Source organism: Arthrobacter senegalensis (genome assembly GCF_059091765.1).
Genome location: NZ_JBNHGZ010000002.1, coordinates 243,081 through 259,111, shown reverse-complemented (window position 1 = coordinate 259,111; position 16,031 = coordinate 243,081). Strand labels below are relative to the sequence as shown.

16 protein-coding genes are annotated in these 16,031 nt (G+C 66.5%); 15 read left to right on the top strand and 1 reads right to left on the bottom strand.

Annotated features, from left to right (window positions below; translation table 11 throughout):
• The first annotated feature begins 172 nt into the window (after nt 1-172).
• The 9 genes from AC5RVG_RS06625 (at nt 173) to AC5RVG_RS06585 (ending at nt 7,397) form a co-directional block, all read left to right on the top strand.
• Nucleotides 173-688: a nucleotidyltransferase family protein gene (locus tag AC5RVG_RS06625; protein ID WP_494013208.1), complete on the top strand. Its 516-nt coding sequence runs from the start codon at nt 173-175 to the stop codon at nt 686-688.
• Nucleotides 685-1,044 carry a HepT-like ribonuclease domain-containing protein gene (locus AC5RVG_RS06620; RefSeq protein ID WP_494013207.1) on the top strand — a complete coding sequence of 120 codons (360 nt, stop codon included), beginning with the start codon at nt 685-687 and terminating at the stop codon, nt 1,042-1,044. The genes AC5RVG_RS06625 and AC5RVG_RS06620 overlap by 4 nt, the downstream gene beginning before the upstream one ends.
• Before the next feature lie 63 nt (nt 1,045-1,107).
• Nucleotides 1,108-1,569 carry an acyl-CoA thioesterase gene (locus AC5RVG_RS06615; protein WP_494013206.1) on the top strand — a complete coding sequence of 154 codons (462 nt, stop codon included), beginning with the start codon at nt 1,108-1,110 and terminating at the stop codon, nt 1,567-1,569.
• A 12-nt stretch (nt 1,570-1,581) separates the two neighbouring features.
• A complete protein-coding gene (locus tag AC5RVG_RS06610) occupies nt 1,582-2,454 on the top strand; it encodes a PaaX family transcriptional regulator (RefSeq protein WP_494013205.1) in 873 nt (290 codons plus the stop codon).
• A gap of 307 nt (nt 2,455-2,761) precedes the next feature.
• Nucleotides 2,762-3,988 carry an ABC transporter substrate-binding protein gene (locus tag AC5RVG_RS06605; protein WP_494013204.1) on the top strand — a complete coding sequence of 409 codons (1,227 nt, stop codon included), beginning with the start codon at nt 2,762-2,764 and terminating at the stop codon, nt 3,986-3,988.
• A gap of 13 nt (nt 3,989-4,001) precedes the next feature.
• Entirely contained in the window at nt 4,002-4,883 is an 882-nt protein-coding gene (locus AC5RVG_RS06600; RefSeq protein ID WP_494013203.1) for a branched-chain amino acid ABC transporter permease, read from the top strand.
• Nucleotides 4,880-5,908, top strand: coding sequence for a branched-chain amino acid ABC transporter permease (locus AC5RVG_RS06595; RefSeq protein WP_494013202.1), 1,029 nt, complete (start codon nt 4,880-4,882; stop codon nt 5,906-5,908). Before AC5RVG_RS06600 ends, AC5RVG_RS06595 begins: the two co-directional genes overlap by 4 nt.
• Nucleotides 5,905-6,690: an ABC transporter ATP-binding protein gene (locus tag AC5RVG_RS06590; protein ID WP_494013201.1), complete on the top strand. Its 786-nt coding sequence runs from the start codon at nt 5,905-5,907 to the stop codon at nt 6,688-6,690. Before AC5RVG_RS06595 ends, AC5RVG_RS06590 begins: the two co-directional genes overlap by 4 nt.
• Entirely contained in the window at nt 6,687-7,397 is a 711-nt protein-coding gene (locus tag AC5RVG_RS06585) for an ABC transporter ATP-binding protein (RefSeq protein ID WP_494013200.1), read from the top strand. Before AC5RVG_RS06590 ends, AC5RVG_RS06585 begins: the two co-directional genes overlap by 4 nt.
• 149 nt (nt 7,398-7,546) lie before the next feature.
• On the opposite strand, the gene AC5RVG_RS06580 is transcribed toward AC5RVG_RS06585, so the two are convergent.
• Nucleotides 7,547-7,963, bottom strand: a complete 417-nt coding sequence (locus AC5RVG_RS06580) for a RidA family protein (RefSeq protein ID WP_494013199.1) — start codon at nt 7,961-7,963, stop codon at nt 7,547-7,549.
• Nucleotides 7,964-8,103: 140 nt separating this feature from the next.
• Between AC5RVG_RS06580 and AC5RVG_RS06575 the strand changes: the two genes are divergently transcribed.
• From AC5RVG_RS06575 to AC5RVG_RS06550, 6 genes are all read left to right on the top strand, one after another.
• Nucleotides 8,104-9,015, top strand: a complete 912-nt coding sequence (locus tag AC5RVG_RS06575; RefSeq protein ID WP_494013198.1) for a fumarylacetoacetate hydrolase family protein — start codon at nt 8,104-8,106, stop codon at nt 9,013-9,015.
• Between the two features lie 35 nt (nt 9,016-9,050).
• Complete coding sequence (locus AC5RVG_RS06570) at nt 9,051-9,533, top strand: cupin domain-containing protein (RefSeq protein ID WP_494013197.1); 483 nt, start codon at nt 9,051-9,053, stop codon at nt 9,531-9,533.
• Nucleotides 9,530-10,438 (top strand): acyl-CoA thioesterase, encoded by a 909-nt coding sequence (locus AC5RVG_RS06565; RefSeq protein WP_494013196.1) that lies wholly within the window; start codon nt 9,530-9,532, stop codon nt 10,436-10,438. Before AC5RVG_RS06570 ends, AC5RVG_RS06565 begins: the two co-directional genes overlap by 4 nt.
• A gap of 75 nt (nt 10,439-10,513) precedes the next feature.
• Nucleotides 10,514-12,163: an AMP-binding protein gene (locus tag AC5RVG_RS06560; RefSeq protein WP_494013195.1), complete on the top strand. Its 1,650-nt coding sequence runs from the start codon at nt 10,514-10,516 to the stop codon at nt 12,161-12,163.
• Nucleotides 12,164-12,185: 22 nt separating this feature from the next.
• Nucleotides 12,186-14,573, top strand: a complete 2,388-nt coding sequence (locus tag AC5RVG_RS06555; protein WP_494013194.1) for a bifunctional salicylyl-CoA 5-hydroxylase/oxidoreductase — start codon at nt 12,186-12,188, stop codon at nt 14,571-14,573.
• Nucleotides 14,574-14,674: 101 nt separating this feature from the next.
• Nucleotides 14,675-16,024 carry an MFS transporter gene (locus tag AC5RVG_RS06550; protein ID WP_494013193.1) on the top strand — a complete coding sequence of 450 codons (1,350 nt, stop codon included), beginning with the start codon at nt 14,675-14,677 and terminating at the stop codon, nt 16,022-16,024.
• Nucleotides 16,025-16,031 lie beyond the last annotated feature (7 nt).

The window sequence follows — 16,031 nt, the reverse complement described above, 5'->3', positions numbered from 1 at the left end:
AAAGGACCTGGCACCCGCAGACGCTGTAACCGCGTTACCGCACAGTGCGGTCACGCAACGGCGCCCGGTCTAAATCAGCAGGCCGGGCGCCGTTCGCACATCGGCTGCCGATTTATAGCAAAACATGTACAGATTTATGTTCATCTCCCGCCGCGGAAACTAGGATGGCCTTATGCCGAATGAGCTCAAGGCTGCTGCAGGCCAGCGGGATGTTCAGCCGGACTCTGAGGTCCTGACCGTCGCTGAGGCTCGCGTCGCCTTGCCGGGAACGCTGCGGCACTTCCGAAGTGTTCCCGGTGCGCTCCCCGTGCTCGTCGGATCCCACCGAAAACCTGATGCCGCGATCGTGCCGATCCGCCTCTACCGCAGCATGGACGCCGGCCGGGGCGGCGAATCGCTTTCGATGCTCGATTTCCTCAGGCAGCGGCGCCGGCTGATCTCCCGCCTGGCCACACTAAACCAGATTGAAGCTGTTGCAGTCTTCGGGTCGGTGGCACGCGGAGAAGAAAAGCCGGACAGCGACGTGGATCTACTGGTCGATCCACGCGATGAGGCCAGCCTGTTCGATCTTGCGCAGTTCGCCGAGGACATGGAGCAGTTGGTAGCAGGTCCGGTGGATGTCATCTCCCGCCGTGGACTCGATCCTCGTCGCGACGCGACGATCCTGGCTGAAGCGGTGCCCCTGTGACACACCTTCCGGATCGAACACAACGATGGCTGGCAGACCTGGCGGTCAACCTGGATCTGGCGGCCGAGCTCGTGAACCGGGGCCGCGAAGCGTTCGATTCAGATCCTGCGCTTCGTCTCGCCTTCGAGGCTTTGTGCAACCGCGTCGGAGACCTGTGCAAGAGGCTCGTTACCACGGATTCCGTGACCTTCTCCCTGCCGATCTGGCGGCAGGCGGCCAGGAACAGGGACTTCATCGTGCACCACTACGACCGCGTGGATGAACGAGCGCTGTGGGTGACGGTGTCGGTAAGTTTTCCGGAGTTGCGCGATCGCCTTGAAAGAATAGGCCGGCGGTCAGGAAGGCCAAGCACGTGATGACTGGGGCGAGTATCGACCGAATATCTGGTCCGTCATCTTTGGGTCATATGATGGTTGCAGATGATGTTCGGCGGTAAAGGGAGAACGATGCGTGGGAAGGCTGGCGGCCTGGTCGATATAAGCATCGAACGCACAGTGGAGTGGGTGGACACGGATGCGTCCGGGCATCAGCACAATTCGGTCGTGATGCGCTGGGTTGAGGCGGCCGAGGCCGAGCTGATCCGGCGCTTGGAGTTGCACGATTACTTTCCGCAGGCTCCGCGCGTGCAGCAGGTGATCAACTACCGGGCCAAGCTGTGGTTCGGACAGCGCGTGTCCGTTAACCTGACCGTGCAGGACATGGGGCGCACATCCATGACCTTTAGGTTTGAGGTCCACGGGCACCCTCACGAGAAGTCGTCCGGCGGCCTGGCCGCCGACGGGACGTTCACCACCGTTTTTGTTCCTGCCGGCAGCGATAAGGCGCAGCCATGGCCCGAGAACATTCGGACGGCGATCTGCGGCACGAGCGTCTTGGGCTAAGGGGAACGCACCATGGAAATTCCCACGCCTCCGCTCCGGCACCAGCAGCTGATCCTGACCATCTTCGGTTTGTACGGGCGGCGGGGAGGATCGGCCCTTCCGGTATCCGTCCTGATCGAGATGCTCGGCGACCTCGGTCACGACCCGCCAGGGGTCCGCTCAGCAGTGTCGAGGCTGAAAGCCAAGGGCGTGCTCAACAGTGTGCGCAGCGGGGGAGCCGCCCGCTACGAATTGTCGCCGCGCTCTGTTGAGATGGTCCGCGAAGGCGATGAACGCATCTTCAATCCGCACCCGGACGACTCGGACGATCGCTGGGTGCTGGCGATCTTCTCCGTGCCCGAATCGATGCGCGAACGCCGGCACCAGTTGCGCGCCGAATTGGCCCGGCTCGGCTTCGGTTCCATGTCGGCAGGCGTGGGGATCGCGCCGGCCGCGGTCCGCGAGGGCGCCCGCAGGCGGCTCACCGAACGCGGCCTGGCCGAGTACGTGGAATTTTTCACCGGAGATTACTCGGAGGAATCAAACATGCGCGACAAGGTCGCGCAGTGGTGGGACCTGGAGGCACTCGCGGGCCAGATTGACGAGTTCATGGACTACTACGGCGGTGCGTTGGCCGCCTGGACCGCCCGGGTGGGCGAGGACCCTGCCGCCGCCTTGGCGGCCTCCGGTCCGGAGGCCAAGCGTGACGCCTTCCGCTACTACGTCCCGATGCTGACACTGTGGCGGCGGCTGCCGTACCGTGACCCGGGCCTGCCGTTGAAGTACCTGCCCGAGGGCTGGCGCGGACCGGAAGCCCGCGAAGTGTTTTTCGGCATTCACCGCCTCATCGGCCCGCTGGCTGAGGCGCATGCGCTCTCCTTGGTGGAATCCTCGGCGGCTGCCTGAGCCGGCACAAAAGAGGCGGACACCCGCCGCGGCCATGCGACGGAACCGGCCATCTCCGGGAATCTGCGTCCGCCTGCAATATCACGATAAAATTACGGCCGCAATATGTGTTGCATATCACGCGCAGCGGTGCGATGCTGAGGAACACCAGACTCATCACCACGAGATGGCGAAGAGCGCACATCAAGGCCGGGGTTCAGCCTTGGGGCCTGAAGGAAGGGACACCGCAGTTCCAGACGGTCTCGCGCTCGTCGACTTCTCACTGACGCACCGACCCGCGCATTGCATGCGCAGAAGGAATGCAACCATGCCTGAAACATTCTCGAAGGGCCTTCGCCCGGGACGCCGCACCACCGTCCTGCTGTCCAGTGCGCTCGCGATGATGCTGCTCTCGGCGTGCGGCGGCGGGAGCCTCAACACCGGCGGCGGCGACGGCGGCAGCGGCGGCAAAGACGCCGGCGAAGCCGTGACGATCGGCCTTGCCGTCCCGCAGTCCGGTGTGTACGCGGGGCTCGGCGAGGACATGAAGCAGGGCTTTGAGCTTTACCTGGAGGAGGCGGGCAACAAGCTCGGCGGCCACGACGTCAAGGTGGTTTCCGCCGACACGGGTGAGGGCCCGCAAACGGGCGTCCCGGCCGCCTCGCGCCTGGTCACGCAGGACCAGGCCGACGTCGTCGTCGGGATCGTGAACTCCGCGACGGCCCTGGGCCTCAAGGACACCTTTGTGCAGGCGAAGGTGCCGCTCATCCTCGCCAACGCGGGCGCCAACGACATCACGGCCGAGCCCAACCCCTACATCTGGCGCACGTCATACAGCAACGGCATGGTCAGCGGGATCATCGGCAAGCACGTCGCGGAGGAAGTCGGAGACGGATCGGTCTACCTCATCACCGCCGACTATGCCGCCGGGGAAGAGCACATCTCAGCCTTCCGGGAGGAGTTTGAGGCCGCCGGCGGCAAGATCGCCGGGGAGACCCGCACCCCCTTCGGCACGACCAGCGACTGGCAGCCGTACCTCAGTGAGATCCGCAATTCGGGGGCTTCTGCCGTCTTTGCCTTCTATGCGGGCGCGGAAGCCGCCAACTTCGTTCAGCAGTACTCCACCTTCGGTCTGGCGAAGGACATCCAGCTCTACGGCAACGGGTTCCTGGTCGAAGGCGACGTCTTGGAGGCCCAGGGCAAGGCCGCCCTCGGCATCCAGACCTCGCTGAACTACAGCCATACGATCGATTCCGAGCACAACAAGAAGTTTGTGGAAGCCTACAAGGCTGCGTACGACGAAGTTCCGACGACCTACGCCATGGCTACCTATGATGCGGTCGCCGCCGTGGCCGCAGCGTTGGAAGTGGCCGAGACCGTTGACGGCGAAGGCATCGCCGCCGCGTTGGGCAAGGTGGGGGAGTTCACCGAGAGCCCGCGCGGCCCCTGGAGCTTCAACGAAAACCATGACCCCGACCAGCCGTACTATCTCCGCGAGGTCAAGGAAGTCGACGGCACGCTCGAGAACGTCGTCCTCCGAGAACTACAGGGCTAAAGGACAACCAGACGTGGGTTGGCTTGATGCGAACGCCGCAACCATTCTCAACGGCTTGGCACTCGGCTCCGTGCTGTTCCTCATCGCCATCGGATTGTCCCTCGTCTTCGGCACCATGGATGTGCTGAACCTGGCGCACGGGGCCGTGTCGCTCGTGGGTGCCTATGTGGGGGTGGCGATGTTTGGCGCGCCGCCGGCAGCCGGGACGTTCTTCCTGGCCGTGGTCGTAGCCGCCGTCATCGGCTTTGCCGCCGGCGGCCTGCTCGCGGCGATGACGTCGCCGGTGCGGAACCATCTCCGGCAGGCGATGCTGACGCTGGGAATGGCGCTCATTGTCGCCGAACTCATCCAGGAAGTGTTCGGTGCGAACGTGCGGTCCGTACCCCCGCCGGACTTCCTCTCCAGCACGGTGACGATGCTCGGCAACCCCTACCCGGTCTATCGGCTCGCCATGGTCGGCGCGGGAATCGTCGTCGCGGTGGTCCTCTACATCGTTCTCGAGCGCACCCGCGCCGGAGCGATCGTGCGGGCCACCGTGGCGGACCGGGCCATGGTCGAGGCCATCGGGATCCGCACCAAGGTGGTCCTGACCCTGGTCTTCGGCTGCGGGGCGGCGCTGGCTGCCGTGGGTGGCCTGCTGGCCGCGCCCATCCTGGGTGCGCAGCCGGGCCTGGACGACCAGATCCTCCTTCTCGCCCTGGTCATCGTCGTCATCGGCGGCCTCGGATCCTTGCGCGGAGCCTTGCTTGGAGCGCTCGTGGTCGGACAGGTGCAGACGGTCGGAGTGGTCCTGGTGCACGAGTTTGCTACCTTCCTTCTCTTCGCAGCACTGGCGGTGGTGCTCCTGCTCCGGCCGCAGGGGCTGCTGCCGGCACGGGCAGGAGCGCACGCATGAGTCCCACGGCGACAGATTCAGGCCTCGCGACCGGGCGGGGACAGGCACGCATGCCCTTGCTCCGCGATCCTCGGCGCACCATGCTGGAGTGCGCGATCGGGGTGGTCATCCTCCTCCTGCTCGCGGCACTGCCGTTCTTCCTGGCGCCGTATCCCCTCAGCCTGGCGGGGCGCGCGCTGGCCTTCGGCTTGCTCGTGATCAGCGTCGACCTGGTGACCGGCGTGTTGGGCATGCCGACCCTGGGGCAGGTTGCCTACTTCGGCGCGGGCGCCTACTCCGCCGGCCTCGTGGGCATCCACTTCTCCGCGAGCGGCCTGGTCCAGGTAGTCGTGGGCATGGCCGCGGGAGCGGTGCTGGCGCTCGTGACCGGGGCCGTGGCGGTGCGCACGGCCGGAATTGTGTTCCTGATGGTCACTCTCGCGATCGGCGAGCTCGCCCACCGCGGCGCCGACTCGCTCAAAGCGGTCGGCGCGAGCAATGGGCTGAGCGGAATCCCGCCCATCAGCGTGTTCCCCGGCGGGGAGCCCCTGATCGTGCCCGGTTACGTGTATTGGTGGATCCTGGCGGTATTCGTCGTCGGTTACTGTGCGGCGATGCTCCTGAGCCGCTCGCCGCTTGGCCGCTCCATGCGCGGGGTGCGCGACGGCGAGCTTCGACTGCGCGCCCTGGGACAGAACACGTACGCGGTCAAGCTGCTCGCGTACACCATCGCCGGTGGAATTGCCGGTGCCGCGGGAACGGCGTGGGTTGCCCAGACGCAGTTCATCTCCCCCGGCGACCTGGGCTTCGACATGGCCGCGTTCGCGCTCCTCAGCGTGGTTCTCGGCGGGGCCGGGAGCCTCTGGGGGCCGGTCATCGGGGCGGCCCTGGTCATCTTCGTGCGCGACTGGCTGGGCGGATACCTCGAGGGCCGGGGCACGCTCCTGCTCGGGATTGTCTTTGTCATAGGCGTCTACCTCCTGCCCAAGGGCGTGGCCGGCGTCCGTTGGCATCCCCTGCGACGAAAGGCAGGTAAATCACAATGACGACGGCGGACGATCCGATGCTGGAAATCCGGGACCTCACGCTCAGATTCGGCTCGCTCACCGCGGTGGACGCGGTGACGCTGAACATAGCGCGGGGCGTCCGGCACGCACTCATCGGGCCGAATGGGGCGGGCAAATCGACGCTGTTCGGGGTCATCGCCGGACGACTTCGCCCCACGGACGGAAAGCTCATCTTCAACGGGCAGGACGTCACGGGGCTCAGCGAGGCCGGCCGCGCGCGCGCCGGCCTCGTCCGGACGTTCCAGCATTCCAGCCTCTTCCTCAATATGAGCGTGCTGGACAACGTGCGCCTCGCGGTGGAGCGGGCCACGAGCCGGCCCAAGCGACCCTGGCCGAGCCTTGGCGCCGACCGTGCCGTGACCGATGCCGCCATGGCACATTTGGAAAACGTGGGGCTCCTCGACCGGGCCACATCGATGTGCGGCGCGCTGTCCCACGGCGAACGGCGCCAGGTCGAGGTGGCCATGGTGCTGGCGTGCGAACCCAAGATGGTCCTCTTCGATGAGCCGACGGCCGGAATGTCCGTGGCGGAGACCAACCGCTTCGCCGAAATCGTGGAATCGTTACCGAGAGAGGTTACCGTGGTCGTCGTCGAGCATGACTTGGACATCGTCTTCCGTCTGGCCGAGCGCGTCAGCGTGCTGGCGGCCGGCAGGCTTATCGCCGATGGCACGCCGGAGGAAGTGCGAACCAGCGATGCCGTGCAGGAGGCCTACCTCGGGCGCACGCAAAGCGTAGACCTCTTCGAGGCGACGCCATGAGCGGGCGGCCGCTGTTGGAGGTCGAGGACCTGGTGTCCGGCTACGCCGGCAGCCGGGTGCTCGGCGGGGTATCGCTCTCGGTCGACTCGGGCGAGGCGGTGGCACTGCTCGGCCGCAACGGCGCCGGGAAGACCACCCTGGTCGAAACCATCATGGGGATGGTGAGCGCCAAGGGCGGCCACGTCCGGGTCGACGGCAAAGATGTCACCGCGAAGGCCCCTCATGTGCTCTCCCGGGCGGGCGTGGGGATAGTGCCGCAGGGACGGCGCGTCTTCGCGCCGCTGACCGTGGAAGAAAACCTTGAGATTGCGCTGCACAAGCGTTCCGGGGACTGGACGATTGAGCGGGTCTACGAGCTCATGCCGCGGCTCCGGGAACGCCGGACAAACCTCGGCTCACAGCTCTCCGGCGGGGAGCAGCAGATGCTTGCCATCGGGCGGGCGCTGCTGGGCTCGCCCCGACTGATGCTCCTCGATGAGCCCTCGGACGGATTGGCCCCCGCCGTGGTCGAGCAGGTGGGGAACATCATCCTCGACCTGGCCGGTACCGGCATGGCCATCCTGCTGGTGGAGCAGGACCTGCGGCTGGCTTTCACGGTGTCCGACAGGCTCGCGGTCATGCGCAAGGGAGAGATCGTTCACGAGAGCAGCACGGCGGATTTCCGGCGGAACGAGCCGCTGGCGCGGACCCTCCTGGGCGTGGCGTAACCGTTACGCAACGGCGGCAGCCGGTCCGGGAAACCACGGACCGGCTGCCGCCGTTGTTTGTTGTCGCTACCCCCGCTGTTCGGGTACAGCCGCCGATGCTCCGTACCTCCGCTGTCCGGTACCCTCGGCGCGGGCGCGCCGCGCTTCGGTCACCGCGCGGGGATGACGGCAATTCCCTGGATCTCGATGAGGGCCTCCTTCTGCCACAGGCGGGAGACGCCGATGCCTGCCATCGCCGGGTATTCGGTGCCGGCCATTTCGCGCCAGAGCCGGCCGATCTCCCGGCCGTTGGCCAGGTAGTCGTCCACATCGGTCAGGTAGATGGTGACGCTGACAAGGTCTTCGGGGCGGCCGCCGGCCTCCACCAGGGTGGCCAGCACATTCGAAAATGCCTGCTTGAACTGTTCCACGATGCCGCCGGGGACGATCTTCATGTCCTTGTCCAGGGCGGTCTGGCCGCCCAGGTAGACCGTGTTTCCGGCCAGGACGCCGTGCGCGTAGCCGGACGGCTTGGGCAGCGACGCGGGGTTGATGGTGCGGTTTCCGACGGCTGTCTCGTTGCTCATGTGCTCTCTCTCCTTGGCGATGGGGATGCCGGTCTCACTCGTTGGAAAAAACTCTGGTGCAGATCGGTTCGATCGTGTAGGTTGAGCATATGTGACGGCCGTAAAAAAGTCGACACATAGATATTCGAAGGAGAATCCGCATGAAACTGGCCACCTTGCGAACCGGCCCCGAGAGCACGACCGCCGCCGTCCAGCTCGCGGACGGCGACTACCTGCCGTTGCCCGCAGCCGATGTGGGAGCCCTGCTGGCGGACCCTGATTGGCGGGCACGCGCAGAGGAAGCGGTGCGCACCGCCGCAAGCACCGCCGTCGTCAGCGTTTCGGACACGGAGCTGGCTCCGGTGGTGCCCCGCCCGGGCAAGGTGATCTGCTGCGGACTGAACTACGGCGAGCACATCCAGGAGATGGGCCGCGACCTGCCCGAGTACCCCACGCTGTTCGCCAAGTTCGCGGACACCCTGGCCGGACCGGCGGACGAACTGACCGTCACCGGGAGCGACAGTGTGGACTGGGAGGCCGAACTGGCGGTGGTCGTCGGAACCGCCCTGACCCGTGCCGACGAGGACCAGGCCGCGGCCGCCATCGCCGGCTACACGGTGGCCAACGACCTCTCGATGCGGGACTGGCAGCGCCGGACCCTGCAGTGGTTCCAAGGCAAGGCCTTCGACGCGACCACCCCGCTCGGGCCCGTGCTGGTCACGCCGGACGAGGTCGACGGGACCGATGTCGAGGTCCGCGGCTACGTCAACGGCGAGCTGGTGCAGCGTGACCACACCGGCACCTTGGTGTTCGGGCCCGCCCGGCTGCTGTCCTACATCTCGCAGTTCACCACGCTGCGCCCGGGCGACGTGGTCCTGACCGGCACCCCCGGGGGAGTGGGCATGGGCATGACCCCGCCGCGTTTCCTGGCCGACGGCGACGTGCTCGTCACCGAGATCGACGGCATCGGGCGGCTGGAGAACCGCGTCCGGATCCAGCCGGCCGGCATCACGCAACAGCCCGCACCGCAACTCAGCGGAACAACGACGGCGGAGCCCGCCACACGCGCATAACGCACCATTCCAACCCCTTGAGAAGGAGAACCATCATGACTGATGCGACCACGGAATACCGCACCGAAGGCGACAACTCGATCTACGCGGGGGCCGACGGCAAGGTCGTCCCGGTTGTCACCCGCGCGGGGGACGAGGACACCAACACTGCCCAGTCCGGTGACTGCGTCCGGGTTTCGGGTGTTTCCATTCAGCACACCCCGGCCACCAAGATCTGGTTTGGGCAGGTCTCCAACGTCCCGGGCTACCGCTCACTGCCGCACCACCACGGCGAGGCGGAGACCGGCGGCTACGTACTGCGCGGCCACGGCCGGATCTACTTTGGCGAAAACTACTCCGAATACCTGGACATGAAGGCCGGGGACTGGGTCTTCGTTCCCCCGTTCATGCCGCACGTGGAAGCAAACATGTCCGTCACCGAAGAGCTCGTCTGGCTGACCACGCGCACGCCGGAGAACATCGTGGTCAACCTGGACGAGGTCCCGGACGAAACGCTGGAAGGATACCGCCGGGCATGAACGCCGCAAGCGCCTCCGAAACCCAGGTTCCCACGGCCGAGACGTTCCTGAACGCCGTCGAACTGACGGCCGTCGAACCGCAGATCCACGACGAGGCCTACGAGGCCACGACCCAGTACGTGCCGTGGCCCAAGGCGTACGGCGGCGACATGGTCGCCCAGGCCGCCGCGGCCATGATGCGTTCGGTGACCGATGACCGGCAGCTGCACTCGATGCACAGCTACTTCATGCGGCCGGTGGATATCGGCGCCGTCGTCCGTTACGAGGTGGAGAAGCTGCGCGATGGCCGCGGCTATTCCACCCGCAGCGTGCGCGGCTGGCAGGGCGGCAAGACCGTCTACGCCGCCATGGGTTCCTTCCACGTGCCCGAAGACGGCCCGGAGTTCCAGCCGCAGATGCCCGCCACCGTTGACCCCGATTCGCTGCGCAGCGCCGCCGAGGTCCTGGCAAGCGTCGAGGGCGACGCCGCAGCCTACTGGTCCAATGGCCGCAGTTTCGACATGCGGCACGTTCCCGGCCCGGTGTACGTGCGCGTGGAAGGCGAGCAGGTGCCACAGCAGGCGGTGTGGGTGAAGGCGTTCACGAAGCTGCCCGACCAGGCCGACGACCGCGCCACCCGGGACCTGCACCGCACCGCGCTCGCCTACGTCTGCGACTACACGATCCTTGAGCCTATCCTGCGGGCGCAGGGCCACTACTGGGCCGAGCCGGGACTGGTCACCGCCAGCCTGGACCACTCCATGTGGTTCCACCGCGACGGCCGTGCCGACGACTGGGTGTTGTATGCCCAGGAAGCCGTCTCCGGCCAGCACAACCGGGGCCTGGCCACCGGCCGGTTCTTCGACCGCGAAGGACGGCTGCTGGCCACCGTGGCACAAGAAGGCATGATCCGTTCCGCACGCTGAGCCCTGAGCTTCCATCCGGGCCACCGGAAGTTGCCGGACTCAGCGCCGTCCACCTCATCCACCGAAAGGAACGCCATGGAACTGTCCCCGTCAGCACATGTGGACTCGTTCACGCGCGACCACCTGCCGCCCTCCGAGCAGTGGCCGGTCTTCGAATTCACCCTCCCCGAACTCCAGTACCCTGACCGTCTCAATGCCGCGACGGTTTTGATCAGCGACTCCGCTGCCGAATTCGGCAGCGACCGGCAGGCCCTGCTCACTCCGGACGGGGAGGTGTGGACGTACGGCCAACTGCTGCAGCGTGCCAACCAGGTCGCCCAGGTGCTCACGGAGGACTTCGGCGTTGTCCCGGGCAACCGCGTCTTGCTGCGCGGTCCGAACAATCCCTGGCTGGTCGCCGCCTGGCTGGGCGTGCTCAAGGCCGGTGCCGTCGTCGTCACCACCATGCCCGTGCTGCGCTCCAACGAAGTGGCCACCATCTGCCGCCTGACCCAACCGGCCGTGGCGATCAGCGACTTCCGCTTCCTGGAAGGCATGGCCGAGGCGGTGGGGGAGGGCACCGCCGTCGTCGCCTATGGATCGGACGACGCCGACGACCTCACCGTCCGCTGCGCCGCCAAGAGCGGAGAGTTCGACGACGTGGCGACCGCCGCGGACGATGTCGCCCTGCTCGGGCCGACCTCGGGCACCACCGGCACGCCCAAAATCACCATGCACTTCCACCGCGACATCCTCGCAAACGCCGACACGTTTGCCCGGCACATCCTGCTGCCGACGGCGGACGACGTGTTCGCCGGCTCGCCGCCGCTGGCCTTCACGTTCGGGCTGGGCGGACTGGTGGTCTTCCCGCTGCGGTTCGGCGCCTCGGCACTCCTGACGGAACGGTCCACCCCCGTGCAACTGGCCGAACAGTCCGCCGCAGCCGGGGCCACGGTGTTGTTCACCGCGCCCACCGCCTACCGCGCCATCTTGAAGGAAGGCCGGGCCGACCTGCTGCGCGGACTGCGTGTTGCGGTCTCCGCCGGCGAGCACCTGCCGAAGGAGACCTGGGAGGCCGTGCACGAGGCCACCGGGCTCGCCCTGGTCAACGGGATCGGCGCCACCGAAATGCTGCACGTGTTCATCTCCGCCGCCGGGGACGACATCCGCCCCGGGGCCACCGGCGTGGCCGTCCCCGGCTACCGGGCCACGGTGCTGGATGAGGACGGCAACGAGTCGCCGGTGAACCAGCCGGGCCGGCTCGCGGTGATCGGCCCGACCGGCTGCCGCTACCTGGATGACCCGCGGCAGGCCAACTACGTGCAGAACGGCTGGAACATCACCGGCGACACGTTCCTGCGCGACGAGGAAGGCTACTTCGTCTACCAGGCACGGTCGGACAACATGATCGTCTCCTCCGGCTACAACATTGGTGCCCCCGAGGTGGAGGCGGCGATCGACCAGCATCCGGACGTGATGGAGAACGCCGTCGTCGGCCGGCCGGACCCGGAGCGCGGCAGCGTGGTCTGCGCTTTCATCGTGCTGCGCGACGGCGTCGTCGGCGACGATGCCAAGCGCAAGGACATCCAGGACTTCGTCAAGAAGACCATCGCGCCCTACAAATACCCGCGGGATGTGCGGTTCGTGACCGAGCTGCCGCGCAATCCGAGCGGAAAACTCCAGCACTTCAAACTGCGTGAGCAGGTCGGCCGTCAGGAAACCGACCTCGCCGGCAGCACGGCGTAGACAGACCATAAGGACAACTGACATGAAAATCGCAATCGTTGGAGGCGGCCCCGGCGGCCTCTACTTCGCGGCCCTGATGAAGCAACTGGACCCGGCGCACGAAGTGACCGTCTGGGAGCGCAACGCGGCCAGCGACACGTTCGGCTTCGGCGTCGTGTTCTCGGACGAGACGCTGGGCGGCATCGGCAACGCGGACCCGGTGGTGGCCGAGTACATGAGCCGCCGCTTTGCCCGCTGGGCCGACATCGACATCCACTATCAGGGCGAGACGGTCACCGTTGGCGGCCAGGGCTTCGCCGCGATGAGCCGCAAGGAACTGCTGGAACTGCTGCAGCGCCGCTGCGCGGAGCTCGGTGTGGACGTGCGCTTCTCCACGCTGGCCCCGCCGGTGGAGGAACTCGAGGCCGGCTACGACCTGGTGCTGGCGGCCGACGGGGTCAACTCGCAGATCCGCTCCAAGTACGCCGCATCCTTCGGGCCGGAACTCGACCCGCGGCCGAACAAGTTCATGTGGCTGGGCACCGACCTGGTGTTCGAGGCCTTCAAGTTCTTCATCAAGGAGACGGAGCACGGGGTCATGCAGATCCACGGCTACCCCTACTCCGACGAGGGATCCACGTTCATCGTTGAGATGCCGGAGGACACGTGGCGGGCCGCCGGTTTCGACGAGACCGAGAGCGAGGTGTTCCCGCCCGGCGTATCGGATGAAAAGGCGATCGCGAAGATCCGCAGCATCTTTGCCGACGAACTTCAGGGCCACAAGGTGCTGGCCAACAACTCCAAGTGGCTGAACTTCACCACCGTCCGCAACACCAGCTGGCGGCACGGCAACGTCGTGCTGCTGGGCGACGCGGCACACACCGCGCACTTTTCCATCGGCTCCGGCACCAAACTCGCCATGGAGGACGCGCTGGCGCTGGCCGCCTGCCTGCATGAACACCCCGACCTGGAGACCGCGCTCGAGGCCTACGAGACCGAACGGCGCCCGGTAGTCGAGTCCACCCAGCGCGCCGCACAGGCATCGCTGGAGTGGTTCGAGCGCGTGGGGCAGTACACCGGCCAGGACCCGGTCCAGTTCAGCTTCAACCTGCTCACCCGCAGCCGGCGCATTACCCAGGACAACCTGCGGTTGCGCGATCCCGAGTTCGCCCAGCAGGTGGAAGAGCACTTCGCCGCCTCGCAGGGCCTCGACTCTGTCGCGCCGGCGATGTTCCAGCCGTACCGCATCGGCGGGCTGGAGCTGAAGAACCGCATCGTGGTCTCGCCCATGGACATGTACTCCGCCGTCGACGGGTTGCCCACCGACTTCCACAAGGTGCACCTGGGCAGCAAGGCCATGGGCGGCGCAGGACTGGTCATGACCGAGATGGTCTGCGTCTCGGAGGAAGGCCGCATCACCCCGGGCGACACCGGACTGTACACCGACGAACAGGGCGAGGCCTGGGGAAGCATCGTCGAGTTTGTCCACGGCCACTCCGCGGCCAAGATCGGCGCCCAGATCGGCCACGCCGGCCGCAAGGCGTCCACCAAGCTGATGTGGGAAGGCATCGACCAGCCGCTGGAGACGGGCAATTGGGAAGTCATTGGCCCGTCGCCGCTGCCCTACGGGCCGGACAACCAGGTCCCTCGGGAGATGGACCGGGCCCACATGGACAAGGTCGTCGCGGACTTCGTCGCATCCGCGCGGCGGGCGGATGCGGCCGGGTTCGACCTGTTGGAGGTGCACGCGGCTCACGGCTACCTGCTCTCCTCCTTCCTGTCCCCGGTGGCCAACCAGCGGACCGATGAGTACGGCGGAAGCGTAGAGAACCGACTGCGCTTCCCGCTTGAGGTCTTCGACGCCGTCCGGGCGGCTTGGCCGGCGGAGAAGCCGCTGACCGTGCGCATCTCGGCGACCGACTGGATCGAGGGCGGCAATACCTTGGACGACGCGGTTCAGATCGCCAAGGCCTTCGCGGACCACGGCGCCGACGGGATCGACGTCTCCACCGGCCAGATTGCCAAGGGTGAGAAACCGCGGTTCGGCCGCAGTTACCAGACCCCGTACGCGGACCGGATCCGGCAGGAGGTGGCCGTTCCGGCAGGGATCGCGGTCATCGCGGTAGGGGCGATCTCCTCCTACGACGATGCCAATTCGATCCTGCTGGCCGGCAGGGCCGACCTGATCGCCCTCGGACGTACCCACCTCTACGACCCGCACTGGACGCTGCATGCAGCCGCCGAGCAGGACTACCGGGGCGACGGCGTGGCCTGGGTCCCGCAGTTCCGCGCCGGACGGCGCAAGCCGCCGAGCGCCCGGACCGACGCAGTCCGCCCGCGCCTGTCCCTGCTGCAGGAAACCGACGACCCGGCCGCTAATGCGCACCTGCGGTGGAAGCCGGTGCGGCCGGAACCGGCGCTTGCCCAGTAACAAATTCGGATGATGTCCCGCTGGCAGGGCAACGTGGACTGCGGTGTCCTGCCGGCGGGAAGCAACAGAAATCTACTCGCCCTCAACGAAACGAGGCTCTTATGGCAAGTGCTGCCGTAAACGACTGGAAAGTTCCCGCCCGGACCACCCGACTGGTGCTGTTCTGTTGCTGGCTGGCCATCTTGGCGGAAGGTTACGACGTCGGCGTCTTGGGCGCTGTCCTTCCGGCCCTTGCCGAGTATCGGGCCTGGGACCTTTCTCCCCTGGAACTCGGAGGGCTCGGTGCCTACGCGCTGGTCGGCATGCTCTTCGGCGCCCTCTTCATTGGGACGCTCAGCGACCTGTACGGGCGCAAGAAGATGCTGCTGCTCTCCATGCTCATTTTCACCGTGACCCAGGCCGGGGCCGCCATGGCGCCTACGCCCGAGCTGTTCGGGTTGTTCAGGCTGATCGGAGGGCTCGGGATGGGCGGCGTCATTCCGGTGGCTGCCGCGTTGACCATCGAGTACTCGGCCCCGAAGAAGCGGTCTTACAACTACGGTCTCATGTACTCCGGCTATTCCCTGGGCATTGTGGCCGCCGCACTGGTAGCGCTGTTCCTGCTGCCGGTTGCAGGTTGGCGGTGGGTAGTTGCGATCGGCACCTTGCCGGTGATCCTGCTGCCAATCATTGCCAAGCTGCTGCCGGAGTCGCTGGATTATCTGGAGGCCAAGGGGAGGCGCCAGGAAGCGAGCCGGTTGGCGGACCGCCTGGGCATAGACCCGTACATTCCCGCTGCACCGGCCAAGCCCGCCGGCTCGGAAGCCCGGGATCCGTGGTGGCGGACCATCACCACGATGTTCTCTTCCCGGTACCTGCGGTCAACCGTGTTCTTCTGGATCTCGCTCTTCTGCGGAATGGTCTTGGTTTACGGGCTCAACACTTGGCTGCCGTCCATCATGAAGTCGGCCGGCTACGATCTGGGTTCGTCCCTGTCCTTCCTGCTGGTCTTCAGCCTGGCCTCTGCCGCCGGTGGACTGGTCTTGGGCCGGGCGGCAGACAAGTTCGGACAGAAGATCATTCTGGTCACTTTCTATCTGCTGGGCGGCGGCGGCATCTTGCTGCTGATGTTCCCCGGCAACATGGTGGTCAATCTGCTGTTTGTGGCGTTCGCCGGGATAGGTTCCATCTCGACGTCGCTGGTGCTCACCGGTTACATCGCCGACTACTACCCGGCCAACGTCCGGGCCACGGCTACGGGCTGGGCGCTGAGCTTTGCGCGCCTCGGCGCCATCTCCGGACCCTTGATTGGTGGCTGGATTGGCAGCGCGGCGCTGCCTTTCGAGTGGAACTTCATCATCTTTGCCGCCATCGCAGTAGTGGCCGCGGCGGCTGTGGCATGCATACCGAAGCGGCGGAGCGCCACGGACGAGCCTGTCTTGGGTGACGAATCCGCAGTACGCGCAGGCTAGTATCGCC

Excerpts from the sequence above, each read along its gene's own strand:
- AC5RVG_RS06595 (WP_494013202.1), top strand. The coding sequence starts at position 4,880 with ATGAGTCCCACGGCGACAGATTCAGGCCTCGCGACCGGGCGGGGACAG.
- AC5RVG_RS06585 (WP_494013200.1), top strand. The coding sequence starts at position 6,687 with ATGAGCGGGCGGCCGCTGTTGGAGGTCGAGGACCTGGTGTCCGGCTAC.
- AC5RVG_RS06625 (WP_494013208.1), top strand. The coding sequence starts at position 173 with ATGCCGAATGAGCTCAAGGCTGCTGCAGGCCAGCGGGATGTTCAGCCG.
- AC5RVG_RS06605 (WP_494013204.1), top strand. The coding sequence starts at position 2,762 with ATGCCTGAAACATTCTCGAAGGGCCTTCGCCCGGGACGCCGCACCACC.
- AC5RVG_RS06560 (WP_494013195.1), top strand. The coding sequence starts at position 10,514 with ATGGAACTGTCCCCGTCAGCACATGTGGACTCGTTCACGCGCGACCAC.
- AC5RVG_RS06580 (WP_494013199.1), bottom strand. The coding sequence starts at position 7,963 with ATGAGCAACGAGACAGCCGTCGGAAACCGCACCATCAACCCCGCGTCG.
- AC5RVG_RS06575 (WP_494013198.1), top strand. The coding sequence starts at position 8,104 with ATGAAACTGGCCACCTTGCGAACCGGCCCCGAGAGCACGACCGCCGCC.
- AC5RVG_RS06615 (WP_494013206.1), top strand. The coding sequence starts at position 1,108 with ATGATGTTCGGCGGTAAAGGGAGAACGATGCGTGGGAAGGCTGGCGGC.
- AC5RVG_RS06610 (WP_494013205.1), top strand. The coding sequence starts at position 1,582 with ATGGAAATTCCCACGCCTCCGCTCCGGCACCAGCAGCTGATCCTGACC.
- AC5RVG_RS06550 (WP_494013193.1), top strand. The coding sequence starts at position 14,675 with ATGGCAAGTGCTGCCGTAAACGACTGGAAAGTTCCCGCCCGGACCACC.
- AC5RVG_RS06590 (WP_494013201.1), top strand. The coding sequence starts at position 5,905 with ATGACGACGGCGGACGATCCGATGCTGGAAATCCGGGACCTCACGCTC.
- AC5RVG_RS06570 (WP_494013197.1), top strand. The coding sequence starts at position 9,051 with ATGACTGATGCGACCACGGAATACCGCACCGAAGGCGACAACTCGATC.
- AC5RVG_RS06565 (WP_494013196.1), top strand. The coding sequence starts at position 9,530 with ATGAACGCCGCAAGCGCCTCCGAAACCCAGGTTCCCACGGCCGAGACG.
- AC5RVG_RS06555 (WP_494013194.1), top strand. The coding sequence starts at position 12,186 with ATGAAAATCGCAATCGTTGGAGGCGGCCCCGGCGGCCTCTACTTCGCG.